The organism is Pseudomonas sp. Irchel 3H3, from assembly GCF_900187635.1.
Classification (GTDB): domain Bacteria; phylum Pseudomonadota; class Gammaproteobacteria; order Pseudomonadales; family Pseudomonadaceae; genus Aquipseudomonas.
Genome location: NZ_FYEC01000027.1, coordinates 1 through 23,014 on the forward strand (window position 1 = coordinate 1; position 23,014 = coordinate 23,014).

Consider the following 23,014-nt stretch of genomic DNA (forward strand, 5'->3'; position numbering starts at 1 on the left):
GATCCTGGGCGCCCCGTTAACCACGCTGGCCGAACGCAGGCTTGAAGCCGTGGGTAACCCGGCAGGACGCCGGGTTAGCCGCCCCGCGCCATGGATGGCGCGTGGCGGCGGCCCACGGATTCAAGCCTGCGTGAGGGAACACCGAGCCCAAGCGAGGTGCCAAGTGGTGGGGTAAGAGCGTTTTGCTTACTTTTGCGCTGTTCAAAAGTGAGCCGCTGTAAGAGCGGAGCCATAGGTGGCCGTTACCGAAGAAATGGATATGTACTCGGTCTAATCCAACACCCCAGAGGCCGCCACGGTAGCAAACTCCCTCGCCACAGACCGCTACAAAGTTGTGTAGATACCTATGCCCATCGCGGGCAAACCCGCTGCCACCAGTGTTCCCACTCCCCTGTAGGAGCAAGGCTTGCCCGCGATGGCCGCATTCCTGGCACCACAGAACACGGCATGAACATTGACCCGCCCCGACGCGATGCGTAGCCTTGCGCCTTCGAGGTTCTTTGGCGCGTGCGCCGAAGCTAAGAAGGGAACGCGGTTGATGCCGCGGCTGCCCCCGCAACTGTGAACGGTGCTGTTTCTGCCAGGCCACTGCACGCTTGATCTCAAGCGGCGGGAAGGCGCAGGAACCGCCAGTCGAAAGACCGGCCCACCGTCAGCCAGGAGACCTGCCTCGATCCAGATTCTCACTACAACCGGGCGGGGTGATCCGGTGGCGAACGCTTTCCGCACGCCTGCGCGTTGTGGCTTCTCGTCCCGTATGCCCGCCACCTTGCCAAAGGGCATCCGATGAAAACACTGGCCAAACTCCCCGTCACCATCGTCACCGGCTTCCTCGGCTCGGGTAAAACCACCTTGCTGCGGCACATGCTCGACAACGCCCAGGGTCGTCGCATTGCGGTGATCGTCAACGAGTTCGGCGAGCTGGGCATCGACGGCGACATCCTCAAGCAGTGCACCATCGGTTGCACCGAAGAAGAAGCTACAGGCCGGGTGTATGAGCTGGCCAACGGCTGCCTGTGCTGCACCGTCCAGGAAGAGTTTTTCCCGGTGATGCGCGAACTGGTGGCCCGTCGCGGCGACCTCGACCACATCCTCATCGAAACCTCCGGCCTGGCCTTGCCCAAGCCGCTGGTCCAGGCCTTCCAGTGGCCGGAAATCCGCAGCGCCTGCACAGTCGACGCGGTGATCACCGTGGTCGACAGCCCGGCCGTGGCCGCTGGCACCTTCGCCGCCTTCCCGGACCAGGTCGACGCCCAGCGCAAACTCGACCCGAACCTGGACCACGAGTCGCCGCTGCACGAACTGTTCGCTGACCAACTGGCCAGTGCCGACCTGGTAATCCTCAACAAGGCCGACCTGATCAGCCCTGAAGACCTGGCCCGGGTACGCCTGGAAGTTGCCGAGGAGCTGCCGCCAGCGGTCAAGATCATCGAAGCCAGCAGCGGGCGCTTGCCGCTCGACGTGCTGATTGGCCTGGGTGCCGGTTCCGAAGAACACATCGACAGCCGCCACAGCCATCACGATCACCATCACGACGGTGATGATCACGATGACCACGATCACGACGCCTTTGACTCGATCTCCATCGAACTGCCGCAAGCCGACGAAAGCCTGCTGCTCGATGCCTTGACCCAACTGGTGGTCCAGCACGGCATCCTGCGGGTCAAGGGTTTCGCCGCGATCCCGAACAAGCCGATGCGCTTGCTGATCCAGGGCGTGGGCACGCGCTTCGACAAGCATTTCGACCGGCAGTGGGGCGCGGACGAAGCACGTACCACACGCCTGGTGCTGATCGGCCAGGCGCTGGATGCGTCCTTGCTCGAAGCGCAACTGCGCGCCGCGCTCAGCGTCTGACCCATGCACCTGCTCAGGACCCAGCCCGGCGGTTTTGTTGCCGACGACAACATTGCCGACCTCGGGCAAACCCCCGCCGACCTGGTGATCCTGTGCAGCGGCGACTCCAGCCTGGCACTGTTGGCCGAAGTGGCCCAGCAACTGCCGGATGACTACCCGAGTCTGCGCCTGGCCAACCCGATGCAGGTGCAGAACCATGCGTCGGTCGACCTCTACGTCGACCAGGTGCTGCGCCATGCCAAGGTCATCCTGATTTCGCTGCACGGTGGCATCGGCTATTGGCGCTACGGCGTCGAGCGTCTGGTGGAACTGTCCAAGCGCGGGGTGCAACTGATCCTGGTGCCGGGCGATGACCGTCCCGATCCGGAGCTCAGCGACCTGAGTACGGTGCCGGTGCAGGACTGCGAGCGGCTGTGGCACTTCCTGCGCCAGGGCGGTAAAAGCAATGCCCTGGACCTGTACCGCTGCCTGGCCAGTCGCTGGCTCGGGCGCGACTACCCGTGGGCCGAACCGCAAGCCCTGCCGCGTACCGCGATCTATCACCCGCGGCACAGCCAGCCCGACCTGGCCTCATGGCAAGCCGACTGGCAGGCCGGGCAGCCGGTGGCGGCAGTGCTGTTCTACCGTTCCCATTTGCAGGCGGCCAACACCGCCTTCATCGATATTTTCTGCCAGCGCTTGCAGGCGGCGGGGCTCAACCCGTTGCCGATTGCCCTGGCCAGCCTGAAAGAGCCCGGTTGCCTGGCGGTGGTCGAGGACTGGCTGGATCAAGTCCAGGCCTCGGTGATTCTCAATACCACCGGGTTTGCCCAATCCAGCCCGGAAGCGCCGCACCTGCGGCCGTTTCGCCGCAACATCCCGGTGATCCAGGCGATCTGCGCCCAGGACAACGAGCCGGGCTGGCGCGCCAGCGAACAGGGCCTGGGGCCGCGGGACCTGGCGATGCACATTGCCTTGCCGGAACTGGACGGGCGCATCATCAGCCGTCCCATCAGCTTCAAGGACCTGGCCTGGCGCAGCGAGCGCAGCCAGTGCGACGTGGTCTGCTACCGGGCGCAACCGGAGCGCATGGATTTTGTCGCCGAACTGGCGCGCCGCTGGAGCGAACTGGCGCGGGTGGAGAATGGGCAAAAACGCGTGGCGTTGATTCTCGCCAACTACCCGACCCGTGACGGCCGCATCGGCAATGGCGTTGGCCTGGACACCCCGGCCGCGGCCTTGAACATCCTGCGGGCGCTGCAGGCCGAAGGTTATCCGCTGCCTGGCGAGCTGCCGGACAGCGGCACCGAGCTGATCCGCCAACTGCTCGGCGGGGTCAGTAACGACCTGGACAGCATCGACCAGCGTCCCTGCCAGCAAAGCCTGGCTCTGGATGACTATCACGCGCTGTTCGACGCCTTGCCCGCCGCCAATCGCGCGGCGGTGCTGGCGCGTTGGGGCGCGCCGCAGGACGACCCGATGTTCCGCGGCGGGCGGATGATGATCGCCGGGCTGCGCTTTGGCCTGACCTTCGTCGGCATCCAGCCGGCACGGGGTTATCAGGTCGACCCGAGCGCGGTCTATCACGACCCGGACCTGGTGCCGCCCCACGGTTACCTGGCGTTCTATTTCTGGCTGCGCCAGGTCTACGGCGCCCATGCACTGGTTCACGTGGGCAAGCACGGCAACCTTGAATGGCTACCGGGCAAGGGCGTCGGCCTGTCTGAGAGTTGCTGGCCGGATGCGCTGCTGGGGCCGCTGCCGAACATCTATCCGTTTATCGTCAATGACCCGGGAGAGGGCGCCCAGGCCAAGCGCCGGACCCAGGCGGTGATCATCGATCACCTGATGCCACCGCTGACCCGCGCCGAAACCTATGGACCGCTGCGCAACCTCGAGTTGCTGGCGGACGAGTACTACGAAGCCCAGTTGCTCGACCCACGGCGCGCCCGTGAGCTGCAACGGGAGATTCTCGAACTGGTGCGCGAAACCCACATCGATCGGGAATTGCAACTGGACGGCAAACTCGACAGCCAGGCCGACGCGGCGATCTGGCTGCCGCGCCTGGACACCTACCTGTGCGACCTCAAGGAATCGCAGATTCGCGATGGCCTGCATGTGTTCGGCGAATCGCCCAGCGGGCGCCTGCGTATCGACACCTTGCTGGCCCTGTTGCGCATTCCCCGGGGCGACGGGCGGGGCGCGCAGTCGAGCTTGCTGCGGGCCTTGGCCAAGGCGTTCGGCCTGGGCTTTGATCCGCTGGACTGTGAGTTGTCGGCACCGTGGAGCGGCCCCAAGCCGGACGAGTTGCAGGGTCTCGGCGAGGACGCCTGGCGCACCGCCGGCGATACCCGCGAGCGCCTTGAGCTGTTTGCCGCGCAGTTGATCGAGCAGGCAGTCACCCCGCTTGCGCCGCAGCCGTTCCCCCGTGGGAGCGAGCCTGCTCGCGAAGCGATTGGCTCCACGGGCTTGCTCCCTCAGGACCCATGCTGGGCTGAAGTCAACGCGATCATCGGCCACCTGCGCGAAGTCGTTGCACCGCGCCTGGATGCCTGTGGCCCGGCGGAAATGCGCGGTTTGCTCGATGCCCTGGCCGGGCGGTTTGTCCCGGCCGGCCCGAGTGGCGCGCCAAGTCGCGGTCGTCTCGACGTGCTGCCCACCGGCCGTAACTTCTACTCGGTGGACGTGCGCAACCTGCCGACCACCACCGCCTGGCGCATCGGTTTCCAGTCGGCCAATCTGATCCTCGAACGCCACCTGCAGGACCACGGCGATCACTTGCGTCAGCTCGGCCTGTCGGTATGGGGCACGGCCACCATGCGCACCGGCGGCGATGACATCGCCCAGGCCATGGCATTGATGGGCGTGCGTCCGGTCTGGGCCACGGGCAGCCAGCGGGTCGACGATTTCGAAATCCTGCCGCTGAGCCTGCTGGACCGCCCGCGAGTAGACGTGACCCTGCGTGTTTCGGGGTTCTTTCGCGATGCCTTCGCCAACCTGATCCGCCTGTTCGATGCCGCGGTGCAAGCCGTGGCTGCACTGGATGAACCGGATGACATGAACCCGCTGGCGGCCAAGGTCCGTGAGGAGCGTCAAGCCTTGCAGCAGGCGGGGCTCGATAGCGACGCGGCTGCGCGCCAGGCCGGTTGGCGGATCTTCGGTGCCAAGCCGGGCGCCTATGGGGCGGGCGTGCAGGGCGCCATCGATGGCCGCCTGTGGCAAAGCCGCGAAGACCTGGCCGAGGTCTACCTGAACTGGGGTGGCTATGCCTACGGCGGCGCCGACGAGGGTACTGCCGCGCGCAGCCAGTTCGCCCAGCGCCTGAGCCAGGTCCAGGCGGTGTTGCAGAACCAGGACAACCGCGAGCACGACTTGCTCGATTCCAACGACTATTACCAGTTCCAGGGCGGCATGCTGGCCGCCGTGGAAACCCTCAGCGGTGCAGCGGCGGCGAGTTATCACGGCGATCACAGCCAGCCGGACCTGCCGAAGATCCGCACGCTGAAGGAAGAGCTGAACCGGGTCATCCGTTCCCGTGCCGCCAACCCGAAGTGGATCGAAGGGGTCAAGCGCCATGGCTACAAAGGTGCTTTCGAACTGGCGGCGACCGTGGACAACCTGTTTGCCTTCGACGCCACCACGCAGTTGATCGACGATCACCAGTACGCTTTGCTGGCCGACGCCTACCTGCTGGACCCCTCGACCCGCGAGTTCGTGCGCCAGCATAATCCCCATGCACTGCGCGACATGACCGAGCGCCTGCTCGAAGCGCAACAGCGCGGGCTATGGCAAGCGCCTGGTGAGTACCGTGAGGCGCTGGAGCATTTGCTGCTGGATATTGAAGAAGATTCTTGAACCCATGTGCGATCGTTTCGCTGGCAAGCCAGCTCCCACAGGATCTACGCGGACTTGGGGGAGCTGGCTTGCCAGTGAAAGCGCTGTGACAGACAACCGTTGTAGTCGAGACCTGAGATGACCGACACCCCCCATTTCCCGCTGTCCGCCGTGGTCGGCGCCGACGCCCTGAAGCTGGCGCTGTGCCTGAGCGCCATCGACCCGAAAATCGGCGGCGTGCTGATCGAAGGGCCGCGCGGCATGGCCAAGTCGACCCTGGCCCGTGGCCTGGCCGACCTGCTGGCCAGCGGGCAGTTCGTCACCTTGCCCCTGGGCGCAACCGAAGAACGCCTGGTCGGCACCCTGGACCTGGATGCGGCATTGAGCGAGGGTCGCGCGCAGTTTTCCCCTGGGGTCCTGGCCAAGGCCGACGGCGGGGTGCTGTACGTCGATGAAGTCAATCTGCTGCCCGACCACCTGGTGGACCTGCTGCTCGACGTGGCAGCCAGCGGCACCAACCTGATCGAGCGCGACGGCATTTCCCACCGTCATCCGGCGCGGTTTGTGCTGATCGGCACCATGAACCCGGAAGAGGGCGAGCTACGTCCGCAACTGCTCGACCGATTTGGCCTGAATGTCGCACTCAGTGGCCACACTGCGCCGCTGGAGCGCGGGCAGATCATCCGCCGCCGCCTGGATTTCGACAGCGATCCGCAGGCGTTCTGTGCGCAGTGGGAGGCAGCCCAGTTGGCCCTGCGTGAACGTTGTCAGCAAGCGCGCCGGCTGCTGAGTGAGATCGCCCTCGACGATCAGGCGCTGGCACAGATTACCGAACGCTGTTTCGCCGCCGGGGTCGATGGCTTGCGTGCTGACCTGGTGTGGCTGCGTGCTGCCCGCGCCCATGCCGCGTGGCGCGGGGCAACGGCGATCGAGGACGGCGATATCGAGGCAGTCGCTGAGTTTGCCTTGCGCCATCGCCGTCGCCAGGCCCCGCCGCCCGCTTCAGACCCACAACCAGCGCCCCCGGCGTCTGCCCCGCAATCACCTAGCGTCGATTCAGGCCAGGGCCAGTGGGGCGAAATGCCGGCCCAGGCGCTGCCCGCCGGTGCGCGCCGAGAAGTGCCGAGCTGGCCAAAAAAGCCCTAGGCATTCGCCCGCGCTGTGATGCGGGGGCGGATGCCAGGCCCCGGGCGGGGCGCTTGCACAATGGCCGGCAGGGGCCACGGCGGACCGCTGGCAGCGGGTCGGTGGATTGGCCGGGGACGCTGCTCAAGGGCCGGCCGCGCAGCCGCGACGCGCTGTTGTTCCATTTGCGCAGCCGTGCGCCTCACGAACTGTGGCTGGTGATTGTCGATGCTTCGGCCTCGACCCGCCGGCATCAGGCGCTGGGGGATGCCAAGGGGCTGTTGGCGCAGGTGTTCGACGACGCCTACCGGCAACGTGCGCGCCTGGCCTTGCTTACCGTCAGCGGCCTGGCACCGAGTTGGCAGGTCCAGGGTTTAAAGGCTTCCGGCAGTCTGCGCGATTGGCTTGAGGGGTTGGGGGCCGGGGGAGGTACGCCGTTGTTGGCGGCCCTTGGCGAGGCGGGGCAGTGGTTGGTTCGGCGGCAAAAGCGCTTTCCGGCGGAAGTTCAGCGTGTGTTGTTGGTGACTGATGGTCGTCTCAAGGCTTGGCCGAACCTGGTGGCGTTTGGTTGTCCGAGTGTGTTGGTGGATATTGAGCGTGGTCCGATTCGCCTGGGTCGGGCTCGGGATCTGGCTCGGGAGTTGGGGGCTGAGTATCGGCATATTGATGATCTTGGGGTGGGCTGAAGGGGCAGGCGGATCAAGACCAAGAGCAAAAGCACGACGACCTGGCAGTCGGCCTACCGACCGACCTGCTTTTTCCTGGTGTAAGAATTTCCCCCGTGGGAGCGGGCTTGCCCGCGATGACGATCTCCGCCGGCTCCCACAGGTTTCTTGACTGGCATCGTGAACACGCTCGTGATTTCACGCCGCAAAGGTATAACGATCCTTGCCGCTGTGTTTGGCCAGGTACAGTGCTTCGTCGGCTTTTCTCAGTGCCTGGTTCAACGAGTCGCTGTCGGCCACTCGGGTCAGGCCGATGCTGACGGTCACCGGGTATTCGCTCGGGTCTTCGCGCACTTCCCGGCACAGGCGTGCGGCGAGGTGCTCGACGTCGTCGTGGCTGACCTCGGACAGGTAGACCGCAAATTCCTCGCCCCCCAGGCGCGCATATTCGTAATCGGCCATGACCGCCTTGATAGCGGCTGCGATGCGCTTGAGCACCAGATCGCCAATGTCGTGGCCGTAGGTATCGTTGACCTTCTTGAAATTGTCGATATCGATCATCGCCAGGTAATGGGCACGCTTGCGCGGGCGCGCTTGCAGCTGCTTGGTGGCGGTAGTCATGAACGAGCGGCGATTGGGGATTTCGGTCAGCGTGTCGAGGTAGGCCTGGTCCAGCAGCAGCTTCGTCATGATGTAGGCATAGAGCCTGGCCTGGCGCAGTTTGATAAAACTGTAGAGGGTCAGCGCGCTGAGGAACACCGAGTAGCAGGCCGCCATCGCACCCTTGAGGCCCAGCAGTTCTATATCGGTGCCGTAGAAGGGGTTGAGCACCAGCCAGATGATTATCAGTGAACAGTAGAACGAGCCGCGGCTCAGTGGCAGTACCGAAGCGCTGTAGAGGATGCTGGAGGCGCCCAGCATCAGCCAGGCTGGCTGCAAGCTCACGGGCAAACCGTGGGTGACCATGCGCACGCCCAGGGTCATGACCAGCACGAACAATACATTGAGTCGGTGAAAGTGCCGGGCCTTGTGGGTGAACCCCAGAATGATCGCGATGATCGAGAGTGCCCCCAGGAACACTGGCGAGAGGTAGGTAAAACGCTGCCCACCCAGGAAGCTGACGATCAGGTCGAAGACCAGCCAGATCACGATGCTGGCGATGTAGATCAACAGGCAGAAACGCCGTTGCCGCTCGAAGTGATACTGCGCAAATTCCCGTTGCAAGGCTGCCGGGGCAGCTTTTTTCAGCACTTCATCTTCAATGGTCTTGAACATCACTTGCCTTGTTTTCCCTGGAATACCCGGACGCACACGGATGTCGGCTGAAGCTTGAATAAAAGCAGGCCAACGCGGTGTTGTCCAATAGCCCACCGGGTTGGTGGTGCCGCGTTGATCGCACCGGGTGAACAAATACGTTGGGATTTTTCCGGCGGGCTGTGGCACACTTTTGGCCATTTGTTCCGCTATTACATATTAAATTCCGCTATAGCGGAAAAGTAAATTGTTTCTCAAGCAGGAGATCCACCATGAGCATCACTCGTTATGGCACCGGCAGTACCGCCGGAGGCGGTCAGCCGCGTCCTTTCGCCCGCGCCGTTGAAGCCGACGGCTGGCTGCATGTGTCCGGACAGGTGCCGGCGGTGGATGGTGAAATCATTGTTGGCGGGATTGTCGAGCAGACTCACCAGACGCTGCGCAACCTGGTGGCGATCCTCGAAGAAGCCGGGTATGGCCTCGAGGACGTGGTGCGCACTGGTGTCTGGCTGGCGGACCCGCGGGATTTCTGGAGCTTCAACAAGGTCTTCTCCGAGTACTTCAGCCCGGAACACGCGCCGGCCCGGGCCTGTGTGCAAGCGAACATGATGGTCGACTGCAAGGTCGAGATCGATTGCGTCGCGTACAAGAAAAAAGCCTGAAGCCCGGGGAGGCCGCAACCATGAGTGACGACACTATCAAGCGTCGGGCCCGCGGGTTGGACCGGGCGTTCGATATCCTCGACTTCCTCAAGGAAATCGGCGAGCCGCTGCGTCCCAACGATATCGCCAACGGCATCGGCAGCCCGAAGTCCACGGTCTATGAGCTGGTGGCGGCCCTGCTGGAACGGCGGATCCTGCAGCCGGTGGGCAAGGACGGGCATGTGTACCTGGGCCGCCAGCTGTACTTCCTGGGGCAGGCGCACTTGCGTCATTTCGACCTCACCCGCGAGGCCAGGCAGGCCCTGCAGGAGATTGTCAGCCAGACCGGCGAAACCGCGCAGATGTGCCTGCTCAACGGGCGCAAATACACGGTGGCGCTGATGCAGGAAGGCCAGCGGCATTTTCGTATTTCCTCGGATATCGGCGAGAACGCGCCGATCCCCTGGACCGCGTCCGGGCGCCTGCTGCTGGCGCACCTGAGCGACCAGCAGATTGTCGAGCTGATTGCCGCCGAGGACTTCATCCTGCCTGACGGCCAGCCACTGCCGTTGGCGCTTTTCCTGGCGCAGATTCGCCAGGCCGGGGTCGATGGGTTCTTCTCCTTCGACAGCGTGGCCGACACCTTCACCCACTGTTTTGCCGCCCCGGTAAAAGACCCGGATGGGGTGGCCATTGCCACCTTGTGCATCGTCGCCCCAAGGGCCGACGCCATTAACAACTACGACGCCTACCGTCGGGTGCTGATCGACAGCGCCAACCGCATGGCCCGGCGCCTCAACGAATAACCCTGGCCGCTGCCGGCCGTGCAAGGAGTGAAAGCATGTCTTCTACGTTGAATATCGCTGCCGTGGAAAAAGGCGCTGCGCCGGTGGGTGCGCACCTGGTGCGCGACGTCAGCTTGCCGGCGCTGGTGCTGCACCGCGCAGCGCTTGAGCACAACATCACCTGGATGCAGCAGTTCGTTGCTGCCAGCGGTGCGCAGCTGGCGCCCCACGGCAAGACCAGCATGACCCCGGCCCTGTTCCGTCGCCAACTGGCGGCCGGTGCCTGGGGCATTACCCTGGCCACCGCCGTGCAGACCCGAGCCGCCTACGCCCACGGCGTGCGTCGGGTGTTGATGGCCAACCAGTTGGTCGGCGCACCGAACATGGCGCTGATTGCCGAGCTATTGGCCGACCCGGACTTTGATTTCCACTGCATGGTCGACCACCCGGACAACGTCGCCGACCTCGGCGGTTTTTTTGCCGCACGTGGCCAGCGCTTGAACGTAATGATCGAGTACGGCGTGGTCGGCGGCCGTTGTGGTTGCCGCAGCGAAGCCGAAGTGCTGGCGCTGGCGGCGGCAATCGAGGCCCATCCGGGCCTGGCCTTGACCGGCATTGAAGGTTACGAAGGGGTGATCCACGGTGAGCAGGCGGTCAGTGGCATTCGTCAGTTCGCCGCCTCCCTGGTGCGCCTGGCCGTGCAGTTGCAAGGCAGCGGGGCGTTCGCCATCGAGCGACCGATCGTCACGGCATCGGGGTCGGCCTGGTACGACCTGATCGCCGAATCCTTCGCGGCGCAGAACGCGGCGGGGCGTTTCCTCAGTGTGTTGCGCCCAGGCAGTTATGTGGCCCACGACCATGGCATCTACAAAGAGGCGCAATGCTGCGTGCTGGATCGCCGTAGCGACCTGCACGAAGGTCTGCGCCCGGCACTGGAAGTCTGGGCCCACGTGCAGTCGTTGCCGGAACCGGGCTTCGCGGTGATTGCCCTGGGCAAGCGCGACGTGGCCTATGACGCCGGCTTGCCGGTGCCGTTGCGCCGCTACCCAGCCGGTGTGATACCGGCGTTGGGTGATGACGTGGCGGCGTGCAAGGTTACGGCGGTGATGGACCAGCACGCCTTCATGACGGTGGCCCCGGGCATTGAATTGCGGGTCGGCGACATCATTTCGTTCGGCACTTCGCACCCGTGCCTGACGTTCGATAAATGGCGCACTGGGTTGTTGGTGGATGAGCAGTTGCGGGTGATTGAAAGCATGCAAACCTGTTTCTAGACCCGCAAACGAGTTGCTGCCTTCGCGGGCAAGCCCACACCAAAAGCTCAGGATTCCCCAGGATAATGAAAACCTTCAGCGGCCCCAATCCACCACGCATCGCCCTGATCGGCGAGTGCATGATCGAGTTGCAACAGCGCGCCGACGGCAGCCTGCAGCAGAGCTTCGGCGGTGACACCTTGAACACCGCGGTCTACCTGTCGCGCGAACTGGGCGAGCGGGCCCGGGTCGATTACGTCACGGCGCTGGGCGATGACAGCTTCAGCGACGCCATGTGCCAGAGTTGGGTGGACGAGGGCATTGGCCTGGGCATGGTCCAGCGCCTGCCGGGGCGCTTGCCGGGTTTGTATTGCATCCAGACCGACGCGGCGGGGGAGCGCCGATTCCTCTATTGGCGCAATGAAGCGGCGGTGCGCGACTGCTTCACCACCGCGGCAGCGACGCCGATCCTGGCCGCGTTGCCCGACTACGATGTGCTGTATTTCAGTGGCATCACCCTGGCCGTGCTGGGTGAGGAGGGGCGCAAGAAGCTCATCGAAACCCTGGTCGAGGCGCGTCAGCGCGCAGCGCAGATCGTCTTCGACAACAACTACCGTCCACGCCTGTGGAGCAGTGTCGAACAGGCGCGGACGGCGTATCGCGAGGTGCTGCCCTATGTCGACCTGGCGCTGCTGACCCTGGACGACGAGCAGGCGCTGTTCCACTTTTCCGGGGCTGAGGCGGTGTTTGCCGCGTACCAGCAGATCGGTACGCCGCAGGTGGTGCTCAAGCGGGGCGCCGAGTCGTGCCTGATTCGCTGTAACGGCGAGCATTTCGAAGTGGCAGCGCAACGCGTCGACCAGGTGCTGGACACCACGGCCGCCGGTGATTCATTCAGTGCGGCGTACCTGGCCAGCCGGCTGGGTGGCGGCACTCCGGCGCAGGCGGCAGAGGCCGGTCACCGCTTGGCCAGTCGAGTGATCCAGGTCCCGGGGGCGTTGATTCCCAGGGTCTGAAGCCGGGCTCAGTCGCGGTAGAACACCTGCACCAGGTGATAGCCGAACTTGCTCTTGATCGGCCCGTGGACCACGCGCAATGGCTTCTTGAAAATCACCGCATCGATGGCGCCGACCATTTGCCCGGGCCGTACTTCGCCGAGGTCGCCGCCGCGCTTGCCGGACGGGCAGGTAGAGTATTTCTTGGCCAGCACATCGAACGCCTCGCCCTTGGCGATGCGTTGCTTGAGCTGTTCGGCCTCATCGGCGGTTTTCACCAGAATATGGCGGGCTTGAGCTTTCATTCGGACAGTTACCCTGGAACGGTGGTGGCGGCGGGGCGCGATTATGCCTGATATCCGCCTGCGGGGCGGATCATCTGGCGAATCTTGCCGGCCAGTTGCTCGATGGTAAACGGCTTGGCCAGCAGGTCCATGCCCTCGTCGAGGAAGCCCTGGCGTTCGGCGGCCTGTTGCGCATAACCGGTCATGAACAGCACTTTCAGCTCGGGGCGATGCTGGCGGGCAATCTCCGCCAGTTGCCGGCCATTCATCCCGGGCAGGCCGACGTCGGTCACCAGCAGATCGATGCGCAACTCCGATTCCAGCAAGGGCAACGCGCTGTGGGCATCTTCGGCGGCCTGGGTGTTGTAGCCCAGTTCCGTGAGCACGTTGAGCACCAGCAGACGCACCGCCGGATCGTCCTCCACCAGCACCACCGACTCACCGGCGACCGCGAAGGCGCCGCCCAGGTTCGGCGTGGGCACCGCCGCCAGCGCCGGGCTGTGCAGGCGCGGCAGGTACAAGCGCACGCAGGTGCCCTCGCCGGGTTCGCTGCTTAGGGTGGCGTGGCCGCCGGATTGCTGGGCAAAACCGTAGATCATCGACAAGCCCAGGCCGGTGCCCTGGCCAATGGGCTTGGTGGTGAAAAAGGGGTCGAAGGCCTTGGCCAGGACGCGTGGACTCATGCCGGAGCCATTGTCGCGCACGCCGAGCATTACGTAGTCGCCCGCCTTGACCGGTTCCAGGGTGCTGATGTCGCTGCCGTCGAGGTAGCTATTGGCGGTTTCAATCAGTAATTCACCGCCGTCGGGCATGGCATCGCGGGCGTTGATCACCAGGTTGAGCAGGGCATTTTCCAACTGCCCGGCGTCGGTATTGACCGGCCACACGCCGGGGGCCAGATCGAACTTCAATTCGATCTGTTCACCCTTGGTCCGGCGGATCAACTCTTCGAGCGAGCGCACCAGGCTGTTGGGGTCCAGCGGTTGGCGATCCAGCGATTGCCGGCGGGAGAAGGCCAGCAGGCGGTGGGTCAGGGCGGCGGCACGATTGGCCGAGGCCACGGCCGCCTCGGCGAAGCGCCCGATGTCCTCGGTACGGCCATCGTCGATGTAGCGCTGGATCAGGTCCAGGCTGCCGATGATGCCGGTCAGCATGTTGTTGAAGTCATGGGCAATGCCACCGGTGAGCTGTCCCACCGCTTCCATTTTCTGCGCATGGCGCAAGGCATCCTCGGCCCGTTCACGCTCGAACATTTCGTTCTGCAGGCGCTGGTTGACCTCGGCCAGCGCCTGGGTGCGCGCGGCTACCCGTTCCTCGAGGGTTTCATTGAGGTTGCGCAGGGCTTCCTCGGTCTGTTTGCGCTCGGTTTCGTCGATCACGAAAATGTAGAAACCATTCACCGAGCCATCCGGGCCGAAGCGCGGCAGGTACTTCATCAGCGCGTACCGCGGGCGACCGTCGCGGTGCGGGGAGTAGGCCTCGAAGCTGCAGGCCTTGCCGGCCAGCGTCGCCTGGATATGCTCCAGCCGCGTGGCATACATGTCCGCGCCGAGAATCTCGAGGATGGATTTGCCGTACAACTCCTGCGGGGTCATGCCGTACCAGTCGAGGTAGGCGCTGTTGTTCAGGCGAAAGCGTTGCTCGTGGTCGACATAGCCGATCAGCACCGGCATCGCGTTGATGATCAGTTGCAGTTCGGTCTGGCTTTGGCGCAGCGCCTGTTCGGTGTGCTTGCGCTCGGTCAGGTCGAGGGCGGCGCCGAGAAAGCGGATCGGCCGGCCGTGGTGATCCTTGTAGCAGCGCCCCCGGGCAAACACCCAGCGCACCTCGCCATTGGCCTGCAGCAGACGGTATTCCTCGGCGTATTCGCCGGCGTGGCTGATGCAGTGCTTGATGCTGCGCGTGACCATGGCCCGGTCTTCCGGGTGTACGCCGTGCAGGTACTCGCTGATGGGCAACTGGCTGGCGCGGCTCGGGTCGACGCCGTGCAACTGGGCGAAATGGGCATCGGCGAGAAACCGGTCGCTGCCGATATCCCAGTCCCAGGTGCCGACCGACTCGGTGGCGGCCAGGGCCAGTTGCAGGCGCTGCTCGCTGTCTTGCTGGGCCTTGAGGCTGGCGTCCGAGCGTTGCTTGAGCTCCAGGGCGATGCGCCGGCGTTCGTTGGTTTCGATGGCGGTGACCAGGATCCCGGCCACCAGCCCATGTTCGTCGCGTATCGGGCTGTAGGTCAGGTCCAGCCAGAATTCCTGTTCCTGGCCCTCGCGTTGCAGGCTGAACCGTTGCTCGCTGTAGGAGCGCACCTGGCCCTGCAGCACCGCGTGGTAGATCGGGGTGGTGAAATCTTCGAGCTCCGGCCACGTCAGGTGCGTCGGCTGGCCGAACGCCTCGGGGTGTTTGTTACCGGCCAGCAGGGCGAAGCCGTCGTTGTAGATCTGCGCCAGTTGCGGGCCCCAGAGCAGGAGCATGGGCATCGGCGAGTGAATCACGATGTCCACCGCGGTGCGCAGGCTCTGTGGCCACTGGCTGGCAGCCCCCAGCGGGCTTTGTGTCCAGTCGAGGCGGGCAATCAGGGCCTGGGCGTCGCCGCCGTTGGGGGAGTGATTCATCGCGAATTCCTGCGTCCTGTCATCGGGCATGTCGAGGATGTAGACGCCTGGCGGCCGGAAAAGTCTCGCCGCTGCCCGATTTCATTGCGACCAGCGCTACTCCTGCAATTCCGGGCGTTGGCGAAATTGCTCCAGGGCCTCTGGATTGGCCAGGGCGTCGGTGTTTTTCACCGGCCGGCCGTGCACCACATTGCGCACCGCCAGCTCGACCACCTTACCGCTGATGGTGCGCGGGATGTCGCTGACCGCGAGGATTTTTGCCGGCACATGACGCGGTGTGGTGTTGGCGCGGATCACCTGGCGAATCTGCTGCTCCAGGGCCTCGTCCAGTACCACTCCGTCGGCCAGGCGCACGAACAGCACCACGCGCACGTCGTCCTGCCACTGTTGGCCGATGGCGACGCAATCCTGCACCTGCGGGACCTTTTCCACCTGGCGGTAGATTTCCGCGGTACCGATGCGCACGCCGCCGGGGTTAAGCACGGCGTCGGAGCGGCCATGGATCATCCAGCTGCCATGGGGCAGTTCTTCGGCGTAGTCGCCCTGGGCCCAGACGCCGGGGAATTGGCTGAAGTAGGAGTCGTGGAGTTTTTCCTGCTGTGGGTCATTCCACAGGCCAATGGGCATGGCCGGAAAGTGCCGGGTGCAGACCAGTTCGCCTTTCTCGCCAATCACCCGCTGGCCGGCGTCGTTCCACACTTCGATGGCCATGCCCAGGCCCTTGCCCTGCATTTCGCTGCGGCGCACCGGCAGCCACGGGTTGCCGGCAACAAAGCAGGAGATGATGTCGGTGCCGCCGGACATCGAGGCCAGGCACAGGTCAGGCTTGATCTGCCGGTAAACGTAGTCGTAGCTGTGGGGCGACAGCGCCGAGCCGGTCGAGAGCAGGGTCTTGAGGCTGCTCAGGTCGTGGCTCAAGCGCGGCTGCAGGCCGTGGCTTTCCAGGGTGGCCAGGTATTTGGGGCTGGTGCCGAAGACGGTGATGCGCTCGTGCTCGATCAGGTCGAGCAAGCGTTGCGGTCCAGGGTGGAAGGGCGAGCCGTCGTACAACACGATGCTGCTGCCCACGGCGAGTGCCGAGACCAGCCAGTTCCACATCATCCAGCCGCAGGTGGTGTAGTAGAACAACCGGTCGGCGGCCCCGAGGTCGACATGCAGGCCGTGTTCCTTGACGTGTTGCAGGAGCACGCCCCCGGTGCTGTGGATGATGCATTTGGGCACGCCGGTGGTGCCACTGGAATAGAGGATGTACAGCGGATGGGCGAAGGGCACGGCGACAAATTCAGGCTCGCCGCCGGGCCGATAAAAGTCCTGCCACAGGCTGACGCTGGCCTGGCTCAGATAGTCCTCGGTACGCGCCTGGGGACGGGCGTACGGCACGATGATCAGGTGTTCCAGGGACGGCAGGCGCTGGAGTATTTCGTTGAGCTTGGGGGTTTGGTCGATGGTCTTGCCAGAATAGTGATAACCGGCACAGGTAATCAGCACCTTGGGTTCGATCTGGCCGAACCGGTCGATCACCCCCTGGGTGCCGAAGTCCGGCGAAGAACAGGACCAGACCGCCCCCAGGCTGGTGGTGGCAAGCATGCCGACCAGGGTTTGCCAGGTGTTGGGCATGCACGCCGCGACCCGGTCGCCAAGGCCGACGCCGGCCGCTTGCAGGCTCTTCTGCAGGCCGGCCACGTGGCTGGCCAGCTCGGCAAAACTCAGCTGTTCGCGCTGGCCATCTTCGCCGATGGCGATCACCGCCACCGCGTCGTCGCGCCGGCGCAACAGGTGTTCGGCAAAATTCAGGGTGGCCCCGGGAAACCACTCGGCGCTGGGCATCTGCCGGCCTTCACGCAACACCGTTTCAGGGAGCTGGTGGAAGGTGATGCCGAAGTAGTCGACGATGGCCTGCCAGAAGTCTTCGCGCTGGTCGATGCTCCACTGGTGCAGGGCCGGGTAGTCGGCGATTGCCAGGGTGTGGCGCTGGTTGCACAGACGTCGGAAGGCTTCCATGCGGGTCTGGGCGATGCGTTCGGGGCTGGGTTGCCAGAGGATTTCGGACATGACTTGCCTCTTGTTTTTAGGGGGGCAGGTGGCGCTGTGCGTGGGTTACTGCGCCAGCCACCCGCCATCGATATTCCACGCCGCGCCACGCACCTGGCTGCCGGCGTCGCTGCAGAGGAACAGCACCAGTTCGCCCAGTTGCGGCGGGGTGACAAATTCCAGCGACGGTTGTTTCTCGGCCAGCAGGTCATGCTGCGCTTGCTGCGGCTCGACACCGGCGGCGGCGCGGTCATCGATCTGCTTCTGCACCAGCGGTGTCAGCACCCAGCCGGGGCAAATGGCGTTGCAGGTGATGTTGCTGGTGGCGGTTTCCAGGCCGACCACCTTGGTCAGGCCGATCACCCCATGCTTGGCGGCGACGTACGCGGCCTTGCCCACTGACCCGACCTGGCCATGCACCGAGGCGATATTGATGATCCGTCCCCAGCCCTTGGCGCGCATGCCCGGCAGGCTCAGGCGGGTGCTGTGGAACACCGAGGACAGGTTGATCGCGATGATCGAGTCCCAGCGTTCCACGGGGAAGTCCTCCACGGCGGACACGTGCTGGATCCCGGCGTTGTTGACCAGGATGTCGATGCCACCGAACTCGCGCTCGGCGTAGGCGAGCATCTCGGCGATTTGCGCCGGATCGCTGACGTCGGCCGGGTGATGGCCGACCTTGCCGCCGAATTGCCCGACGTCGGCGATGACCTGGGAGGCGTCGCCAAAACCATTGAGGACCAGGTTGGCGCCGGCCTTGGCCAGGCTCAGCGCGATGCCCAGGCCGATGCCGCTGGTGGAGCCGGTGACCAGTGCGGTCTTGCCCGATAGAGATGTCATGAATGCCTCACACAATGCCGGTGGCGTAGAAGGTAGCGATAACGACGAAGACCGCCAGGGTCTTGATCAGCGTAATACAGAAAATGTCTTTGTAGGCTTCGCGGTGGGTCAGGCCCGTGACCGCCAGCAGGGTAATCACCGCGCCGTTGTGGGGCAGGGTGTCCATGCCGCCACTGGCCATGGCCGCCACCCGGTGCAGCACTTCCAGGGGGATGTTGGCGGCATGGGCGGCGGCGATGAAGTCGTTGGCCATGGCGGCCAGCGCGATGCTCATGCCGCCCGAGGCGGAACCGGTGATGCCGGCCAGCAGGGTCACGGTAATTGCTTCATTGACCAGCGGGTTGGGGATGCTTTTGAGCCAGTCGGCCAGCACCAGGAAGCCCGGCAGGGAGGCGATGACCGCACCGAAGCCGTATTCCGAGGCGGTGTTCATGGCCGCCAGCAGGGCGCCGCTGACCGCACTCTTGCTGCCTTCGGCGAGCTTGCTGCGAATCGCCTGGAAGCCGAACACCAGCACCATCAGGATGCCTACCAGCAAGGCTGCCTGCACGGCCCAGATGGCGGTGAGCTTGGCGATTTCGGTGGTCACCGGCGCGGTCATGCCGGGCAGGCTGAGGCTGTGGGTCTTGCCGTACCACTGGGGAATCCAGTGGGTGAACAGCAGGTTCATGATGCCCACCGCCAGCAGCGGCGACAGGGCCAGCCAGGGGTTGGGCAGCTTGATATCCTCGGCGGTTTCCGGTTCGTTGCGCAGCACGCTGCCATAACCTTCACCGCTGCGCTGGGCCTTGTTGCGCTGGCGCTGGAGAAACAGCATGCCGGCGCAGAACACGAAAATCGTGCCAATTACTCCCAGCCACGGCGCAGCCCAGGCGGTGGTGTTGAAGAAGGTACTGGGGATGATGTTCTGGATTTGCGGGGTGCCCGGCAGGGCATCCATGGTGAACGAGAAAGCGCCGAGGGCGATGGTGGCCGGGATCAGCCGCTTGGGAATGTTGCTCTGCTTGAACATCTCGGCCGCGAAGGGGTACACCGCGAACACCACGACGAACAGCGAGACGCCGCCGTAGGTGAGCAAGGCGCAGACCAGCACGATCACCAGCATCGCCTGGCGGGTGCCCAACAGGCGGATGGCGGCGGCCACGATCGAGCGCGAGAAGCCCGACAGCTCGATCAGCTTGCCGAACACTGCACCGAGCAGGAAGACCGGGAAATACAGTTTGATGAAGCCGACCATTTTCTCCATGAACACCCCGGTAAAGGCGGGCGCAACGGCGGAGGGGTCGGTCAGCAGGACGGCGCCAAGGGCGGCAATCGGGGCAAAGAGGATAACGCTATAGCCACGGTAGGCTGCGAGCATCAGCAGCGCGAGGGCTGCCAAGGCAATGATCACACTCATGGTGTGTCTCCTTCGATTGTTATTTTTTTAGGGGGTAAAGCAGGTGTGGAAGGGGCTATAGCGGGTTTTGTGCCAGGTCTTTAAGTTGTTGATTTATAAGGTTTATTTTCTTTGTTGGTAATATTTTTTAATAATTTGTCTCAGTATTGAGATATTTGTCGACGGGGATAACGTCATCGCGGGCAAGCCTCGCTCCTACAGGGGAGGGTAAACGCCTGTAGGGGCAGGGCTTACTCGTGATAGCGCAGTACTTGTCTCTCTATAAAGACTAAAGTCTCAATAGGGAGACTCGACAATCCCCAGCGCCACCATCTTCTTGTACAAGGTCGACCGCCCCAGCCCCAGCCGAACCGCAGCTTGCGGCACCTTGCCCGCGCATTGGGCCAGGGTGTTCTGGATCAACTGCCGGTCGAAACGTTCGCGGGCGGCGCTGAAGGTTTCGTTCAGTTGGGGCTCGATCAGCACGGCTGCCGCGCGTTGCACGGGCACCAGGCTGCCGATTGCCGCGCGAATTTCGCTGGCGTCGAGGATCAGGTCGTCGCTGAGCAGTGCCGCCCGCTCCAGCACGTTGCGCAGTTCGCGGATGTTGCCCGGCCAGGCGTGTTGGCCCAGCAATTCCAGGGCCGGTTGGTCGAGTTCGTGCTGGCTGCGCAGTTCTTCGAGAATCGCTTCGCTCAAGGCGGGCAGGTCGTCGAGGCGCTCGCGCAGGGGCGGCACCTGGATCGGCAGGACGTTGAGGCGGTAATACAGGTCGGCGCGAAACTCGCCGCGTTTGATCGCCGCTTCAAGGTCGGTGGAGGTCGCGGCGATCACTCGCACGTCACTCTGGATCATTTCATTGGAGCCCACCGGCTCGAATTCCTTCTCCTGCAGCACCCGCAGCAATTTGCTTTGCAGGGGCAGGGGCATGTCGCCGATCTCATCGAGAAACAGCGTGCCGCCCTGGGCGATTTGCAGCTTGCCGGCGCGTCCCTTGCGATCGGCGCCGGTGAAGGCGCCGGGGGCCGTGCCGAAAAACTCGGCTTCCAGCAACGCTTCGGGAATCGCCGCGCTGTTGATGCTGACAAAAGCTTTATGTGCCCGGGGCGAGGCGCTGTGAATTGCCTGGGCCAGCAGTTCCTTGCCGGTACCGGTTTCCCCCAGCAGCAACACCGGCGAGTCGGTGCTGGCGCTGCGTCGGGCACGGCGCTTGACCTCCAGGCTGGCGGCGCTGGTGCCGATGAAATGGGCAAAGGTGTACTTGGCCTGGCGGGCCCGCAGCAAGGAGCGGGTGGAGGCCAATTCTTCCTGCATGCTCAGGTAGCGCTTGAGCATCGGCGACAGGCTGCGCAGCTCATCGAACAGGGCAAAGCCGATGGCACCGATCACGGTCCCGGCATCGTCGTGGATCGGCAGGCGCATCACCACCAGTGGTTCCTTGGAGGTGTCCTGCATGTCCAGCAGGATCGGCCGGCCGCTGCGCACCACCTCACGCAGCAAACTGCCGGGGATCACGCTTTCGCAGGCCTTGCCGATGGCCACGGCGGCGGATTCCAGGCCAAAGCGCCGGGCATAGCGCTCGTTCATCCAGACGATGTTGGCGTCGCGGTCGACTATCACCGTGCCTTCGCTGGATTGCTCGATGATCTCGAACAGTGAGCGGATCGCCAGCGAGCGTACGCGTTGGTAGTCCTTGAGGTTTTCGCCGGTGTTCATCGGTTCATTTCCCAGAGGTGTGTGGGGTGTGGTGGCCTCATCGCGAGCAAGCTCGCTCCTACATTTTTCAACCACAGATCCAATGTGGGAGCGAGCTTGCTCGCGATGGGGGCAACACGGGCCGGCGGCAGACGCGCAATCATGACCACCCCGGATGCGCTGCAGCCAACAGCTCCTTGGTATAGGGATGCTGCGGCGCATCGAACACATCATGACTGGCGCCGCGTTCAACCACCTTGCCGTCCTTGATCACGATCATGTCGTGGGCCAGGGCGCGGACCACCGACAGGTCGTGGCTGATGAACAGGTAGGTCAGGCCATGTTTTTCCTGGAGTTGGCGGAGCAGGGCGACCACCTGTTTTTGCACGGTGCGGTCCAGCGCCGAGGTCGGTTCGTCGAGCAGGATCAGCGCCGGCTTGAGCACCAGGGCGCGAGCGATGGCGATGCGTTGGCGCTGGCCACCGGAAAACTCATGGGGGTAACGATGGCGGCTCTGTGGGTCCAGGCCGACTTCCTTGAGCACCTGGATCACCTGGGCTTCACACTCTTGGGCGGTGCATTGGCTGTGGACCTCCAGGCCTTCGCTGATGATCTGCGCCACCGACATCCGCGGGCTGAGGCTGCCGAAGGGGTCCTGGAACACCACCTGCATCTGTTTGCGCCAGGGCCGCAGTTGCTTCTGGTTGAGGCCGTCCAGTGCCTCGCCCTGGAAGCGGATGCTGCCCTCGGAGTCGAGCAGGCGCAGGATCGCCTGGCCGAGAGTCGACTTGCCTGAGCCGGATTCGCCGACGATGCCCAGGGTCTTGCCCCGTTGAATGCTCAGGCTGATACCGTCCACGGCATGCAGCCAGGTTTTGCGCTGGAACAGCCCGCCGCCGAGGGGGAAACGCACGTTCAGGTCGGCAACTTCCAGCACCGCCTCGCGTTCATCCCGGGGCAGCGCTTCACCTTCCGGCTCGGCGTTGAGCAGCACGCAACTGTAAGGGTGCTGGGGTGCGGTGAACAGGGTTTCACAGGCGGCCTGTTCGACGATCTCGCCGCCGCGCATCACGCAGACACGCTGGGCGATGCTGCGCACCAGGTTGAGGTCATGGCTGATCAGCAGCAGCGACATGCCCAGGCGTTGCTGCAGCGACTTGAGCAACAGCAGGATCTTGCGCTGCACCGTCACGTCCAGCGCGGTGGTGGGCTCGTCGGCGATCAGCAATTCCGGTTCGCAGGCCAGCGCCATGGCGATCATCACCCGTTGCCGCTGGCCGCCGGAGAGCTGGTGCGGGTAGGCCTTGAGGCGTTCCTTGGGTTTGGCGATGCCCACCAGGTCGAGTAATTCGAGGATCCGCCGTTGCGCCGCCTTGCCGCCCAGGCCCTTGTGCACCAGCAGGGTTTCGCCGATCTGCTTCTCGATGCTGTGCAGGGGATTGAGGGAGGTCATCGGCTCCTGGAAGATCATCGCGATCCGATTGCCGCGCAGGCTGCGCAAGGTGCCGGCCTCGGCGCCGAGCAATTGTTGGCCACGGTAGCGAATGCTGCCCGAGGACTGGGTGCCACACTCTGGCAGCAGTTGCAGGATCGAGTGGGCGGTCACTGACTTGCCCGAACCGGATTCACCGACCAGCGCCAGGCACTCGCCGGCACGGATGTCCAGGCACAGGTCGCGCACTGCCACCTGGCCGTTGAAGGCCACGTTGAGGTCACGGATTTCGATCAGGTTGTCACTCATGGCAATAGTCCGTTTCAGCATCGTGGATCAAGATCGTGGATCAAGATCGTG

The 23,014-nt window shown here is 64.2% G+C and carries 16 protein-coding genes and 1 riboswitch; of the genes, 8 read left to right on the forward strand and 8 right to left on the reverse strand.

Going from position 1 to position 23,014, the window contains the following annotated elements:
- Positions 1–476 precede the first annotated feature (476 nt).
- Positions 477–688, forward strand: a riboswitch (cobalamin riboswitch).
- A 98-nt stretch (positions 689–786) separates the two neighbouring features.
- The 4 genes from cobW to CKW24_RS22500 all read left to right on the forward strand — a co-directional run bounded on the left by cobW (position 787) and on the right by CKW24_RS22500 (position 7,478).
- Positions 787–1,854 (forward strand): cobalamin biosynthesis protein CobW, encoded by a 1,068-nt coding sequence (gene cobW, locus CKW24_RS22485; protein ID WP_095170367.1) that lies wholly within the window; start codon positions 787–789, stop codon positions 1,852–1,854.
- Between the two features lie 3 nt (positions 1,855–1,857).
- Positions 1,858–5,688, forward strand: coding sequence for a cobaltochelatase subunit CobN (gene cobN / locus CKW24_RS22490; RefSeq protein WP_095170368.1), 3,831 nt, complete (start codon positions 1,858–1,860; stop codon positions 5,686–5,688).
- Between the two features lie 117 nt (positions 5,689–5,805).
- A complete protein-coding gene (locus tag CKW24_RS22495; protein ID WP_095170369.1) occupies positions 5,806–6,813 on the forward strand; it encodes an ATP-binding protein in 1,008 nt (335 codons plus the stop codon).
- A gap of 53 nt (positions 6,814–6,866) precedes the next feature.
- Entirely contained in the window at positions 6,867–7,478 is a 612-nt protein-coding gene (locus tag CKW24_RS22500) for a VWA domain-containing protein (protein WP_256585529.1), read from the forward strand.
- Between the two features lie 177 nt (positions 7,479–7,655).
- On the opposite strand, the gene CKW24_RS22505 is transcribed toward CKW24_RS22500, so the two are convergent.
- Positions 7,656–8,732 carry a diguanylate cyclase gene (locus tag CKW24_RS22505; RefSeq protein ID WP_095170371.1) on the reverse strand — a complete coding sequence of 359 codons (1,077 nt, stop codon included), beginning with the start codon at positions 8,730–8,732 and terminating at the stop codon, positions 7,656–7,658.
- A 251-nt stretch (positions 8,733–8,983) separates the two neighbouring features.
- On the opposite strand from CKW24_RS22505, the gene CKW24_RS22510 reads away from it, so the two are divergent.
- The 4 genes from CKW24_RS22510 (at position 8,984) to CKW24_RS22525 (ending at position 12,406) form a co-directional block, all read left to right on the forward strand.
- A complete protein-coding gene (locus CKW24_RS22510) occupies positions 8,984–9,373 on the forward strand; it encodes a RidA family protein (protein ID WP_095170372.1) in 390 nt (129 codons plus the stop codon).
- Between the two features lie 20 nt (positions 9,374–9,393).
- Positions 9,394–10,158, forward strand: coding sequence for an IclR family transcriptional regulator (locus tag CKW24_RS22515; protein ID WP_095170373.1), 765 nt, complete (start codon positions 9,394–9,396; stop codon positions 10,156–10,158).
- Between the two features lie 35 nt (positions 10,159–10,193).
- Complete coding sequence (locus CKW24_RS22520; protein WP_095170374.1) at positions 10,194–11,411, forward strand: amino acid deaminase; 1,218 nt, start codon at positions 10,194–10,196, stop codon at positions 11,409–11,411.
- A 65-nt stretch (positions 11,412–11,476) separates the two neighbouring features.
- Positions 11,477–12,406, forward strand: coding sequence for a sugar kinase (locus CKW24_RS22525; protein ID WP_095170375.1), 930 nt, complete (start codon positions 11,477–11,479; stop codon positions 12,404–12,406).
- Between the two features lie 8 nt (positions 12,407–12,414).
- Here the strand turns inward: CKW24_RS22525 and CKW24_RS22530 are convergent, their stop codons facing one another.
- The 7 genes from CKW24_RS22530 to CKW24_RS22560 all read right to left on the reverse strand — a co-directional run bounded on the left by CKW24_RS22530 (position 12,415) and on the right by CKW24_RS22560 (position 22,963).
- Positions 12,415–12,690 carry a peptidylprolyl isomerase gene (locus tag CKW24_RS22530; RefSeq protein ID WP_095170376.1) on the reverse strand — a complete coding sequence of 92 codons (276 nt, stop codon included), beginning with the start codon at positions 12,688–12,690 and terminating at the stop codon, positions 12,415–12,417.
- 41 nt (positions 12,691–12,731) lie between these two features.
- Positions 12,732–15,278, reverse strand: coding sequence for a PAS domain-containing sensor histidine kinase (locus CKW24_RS22535; RefSeq protein ID WP_095170377.1), 2,547 nt, complete (start codon positions 15,276–15,278; stop codon positions 12,732–12,734).
- 96 nt (positions 15,279–15,374) lie between these two features.
- Complete coding sequence (locus tag CKW24_RS22540; RefSeq protein WP_095170378.1) at positions 15,375–17,330, reverse strand: acetoacetate--CoA ligase; 1,956 nt, start codon at positions 17,328–17,330, stop codon at positions 15,375–15,377.
- 45 nt (positions 17,331–17,375) lie between these two features.
- Entirely contained in the window at positions 17,376–18,149 is a 774-nt protein-coding gene (locus CKW24_RS22545; protein WP_095170379.1) for a 3-hydroxybutyrate dehydrogenase, read from the reverse strand.
- A 7-nt stretch (positions 18,150–18,156) separates the two neighbouring features.
- Entirely contained in the window at positions 18,157–19,548 is a 1,392-nt protein-coding gene (locus tag CKW24_RS22550) for a GntP family permease (RefSeq protein WP_095170380.1), read from the reverse strand.
- Positions 19,549–19,824: 276 nt separating this feature from the next.
- A complete protein-coding gene (locus CKW24_RS22555) occupies positions 19,825–21,243 on the reverse strand; it encodes a sigma-54-dependent Fis family transcriptional regulator (RefSeq protein ID WP_095170381.1) in 1,419 nt (472 codons plus the stop codon).
- Between the two features lie 139 nt (positions 21,244–21,382).
- Positions 21,383–22,963: an ABC transporter ATP-binding protein gene (locus CKW24_RS22560; protein WP_095170422.1), complete on the reverse strand. Its 1,581-nt coding sequence runs from the start codon at positions 22,961–22,963 to the stop codon at positions 21,383–21,385.
- Between the last annotated feature and the right edge of the window lie 51 nt (positions 22,964–23,014).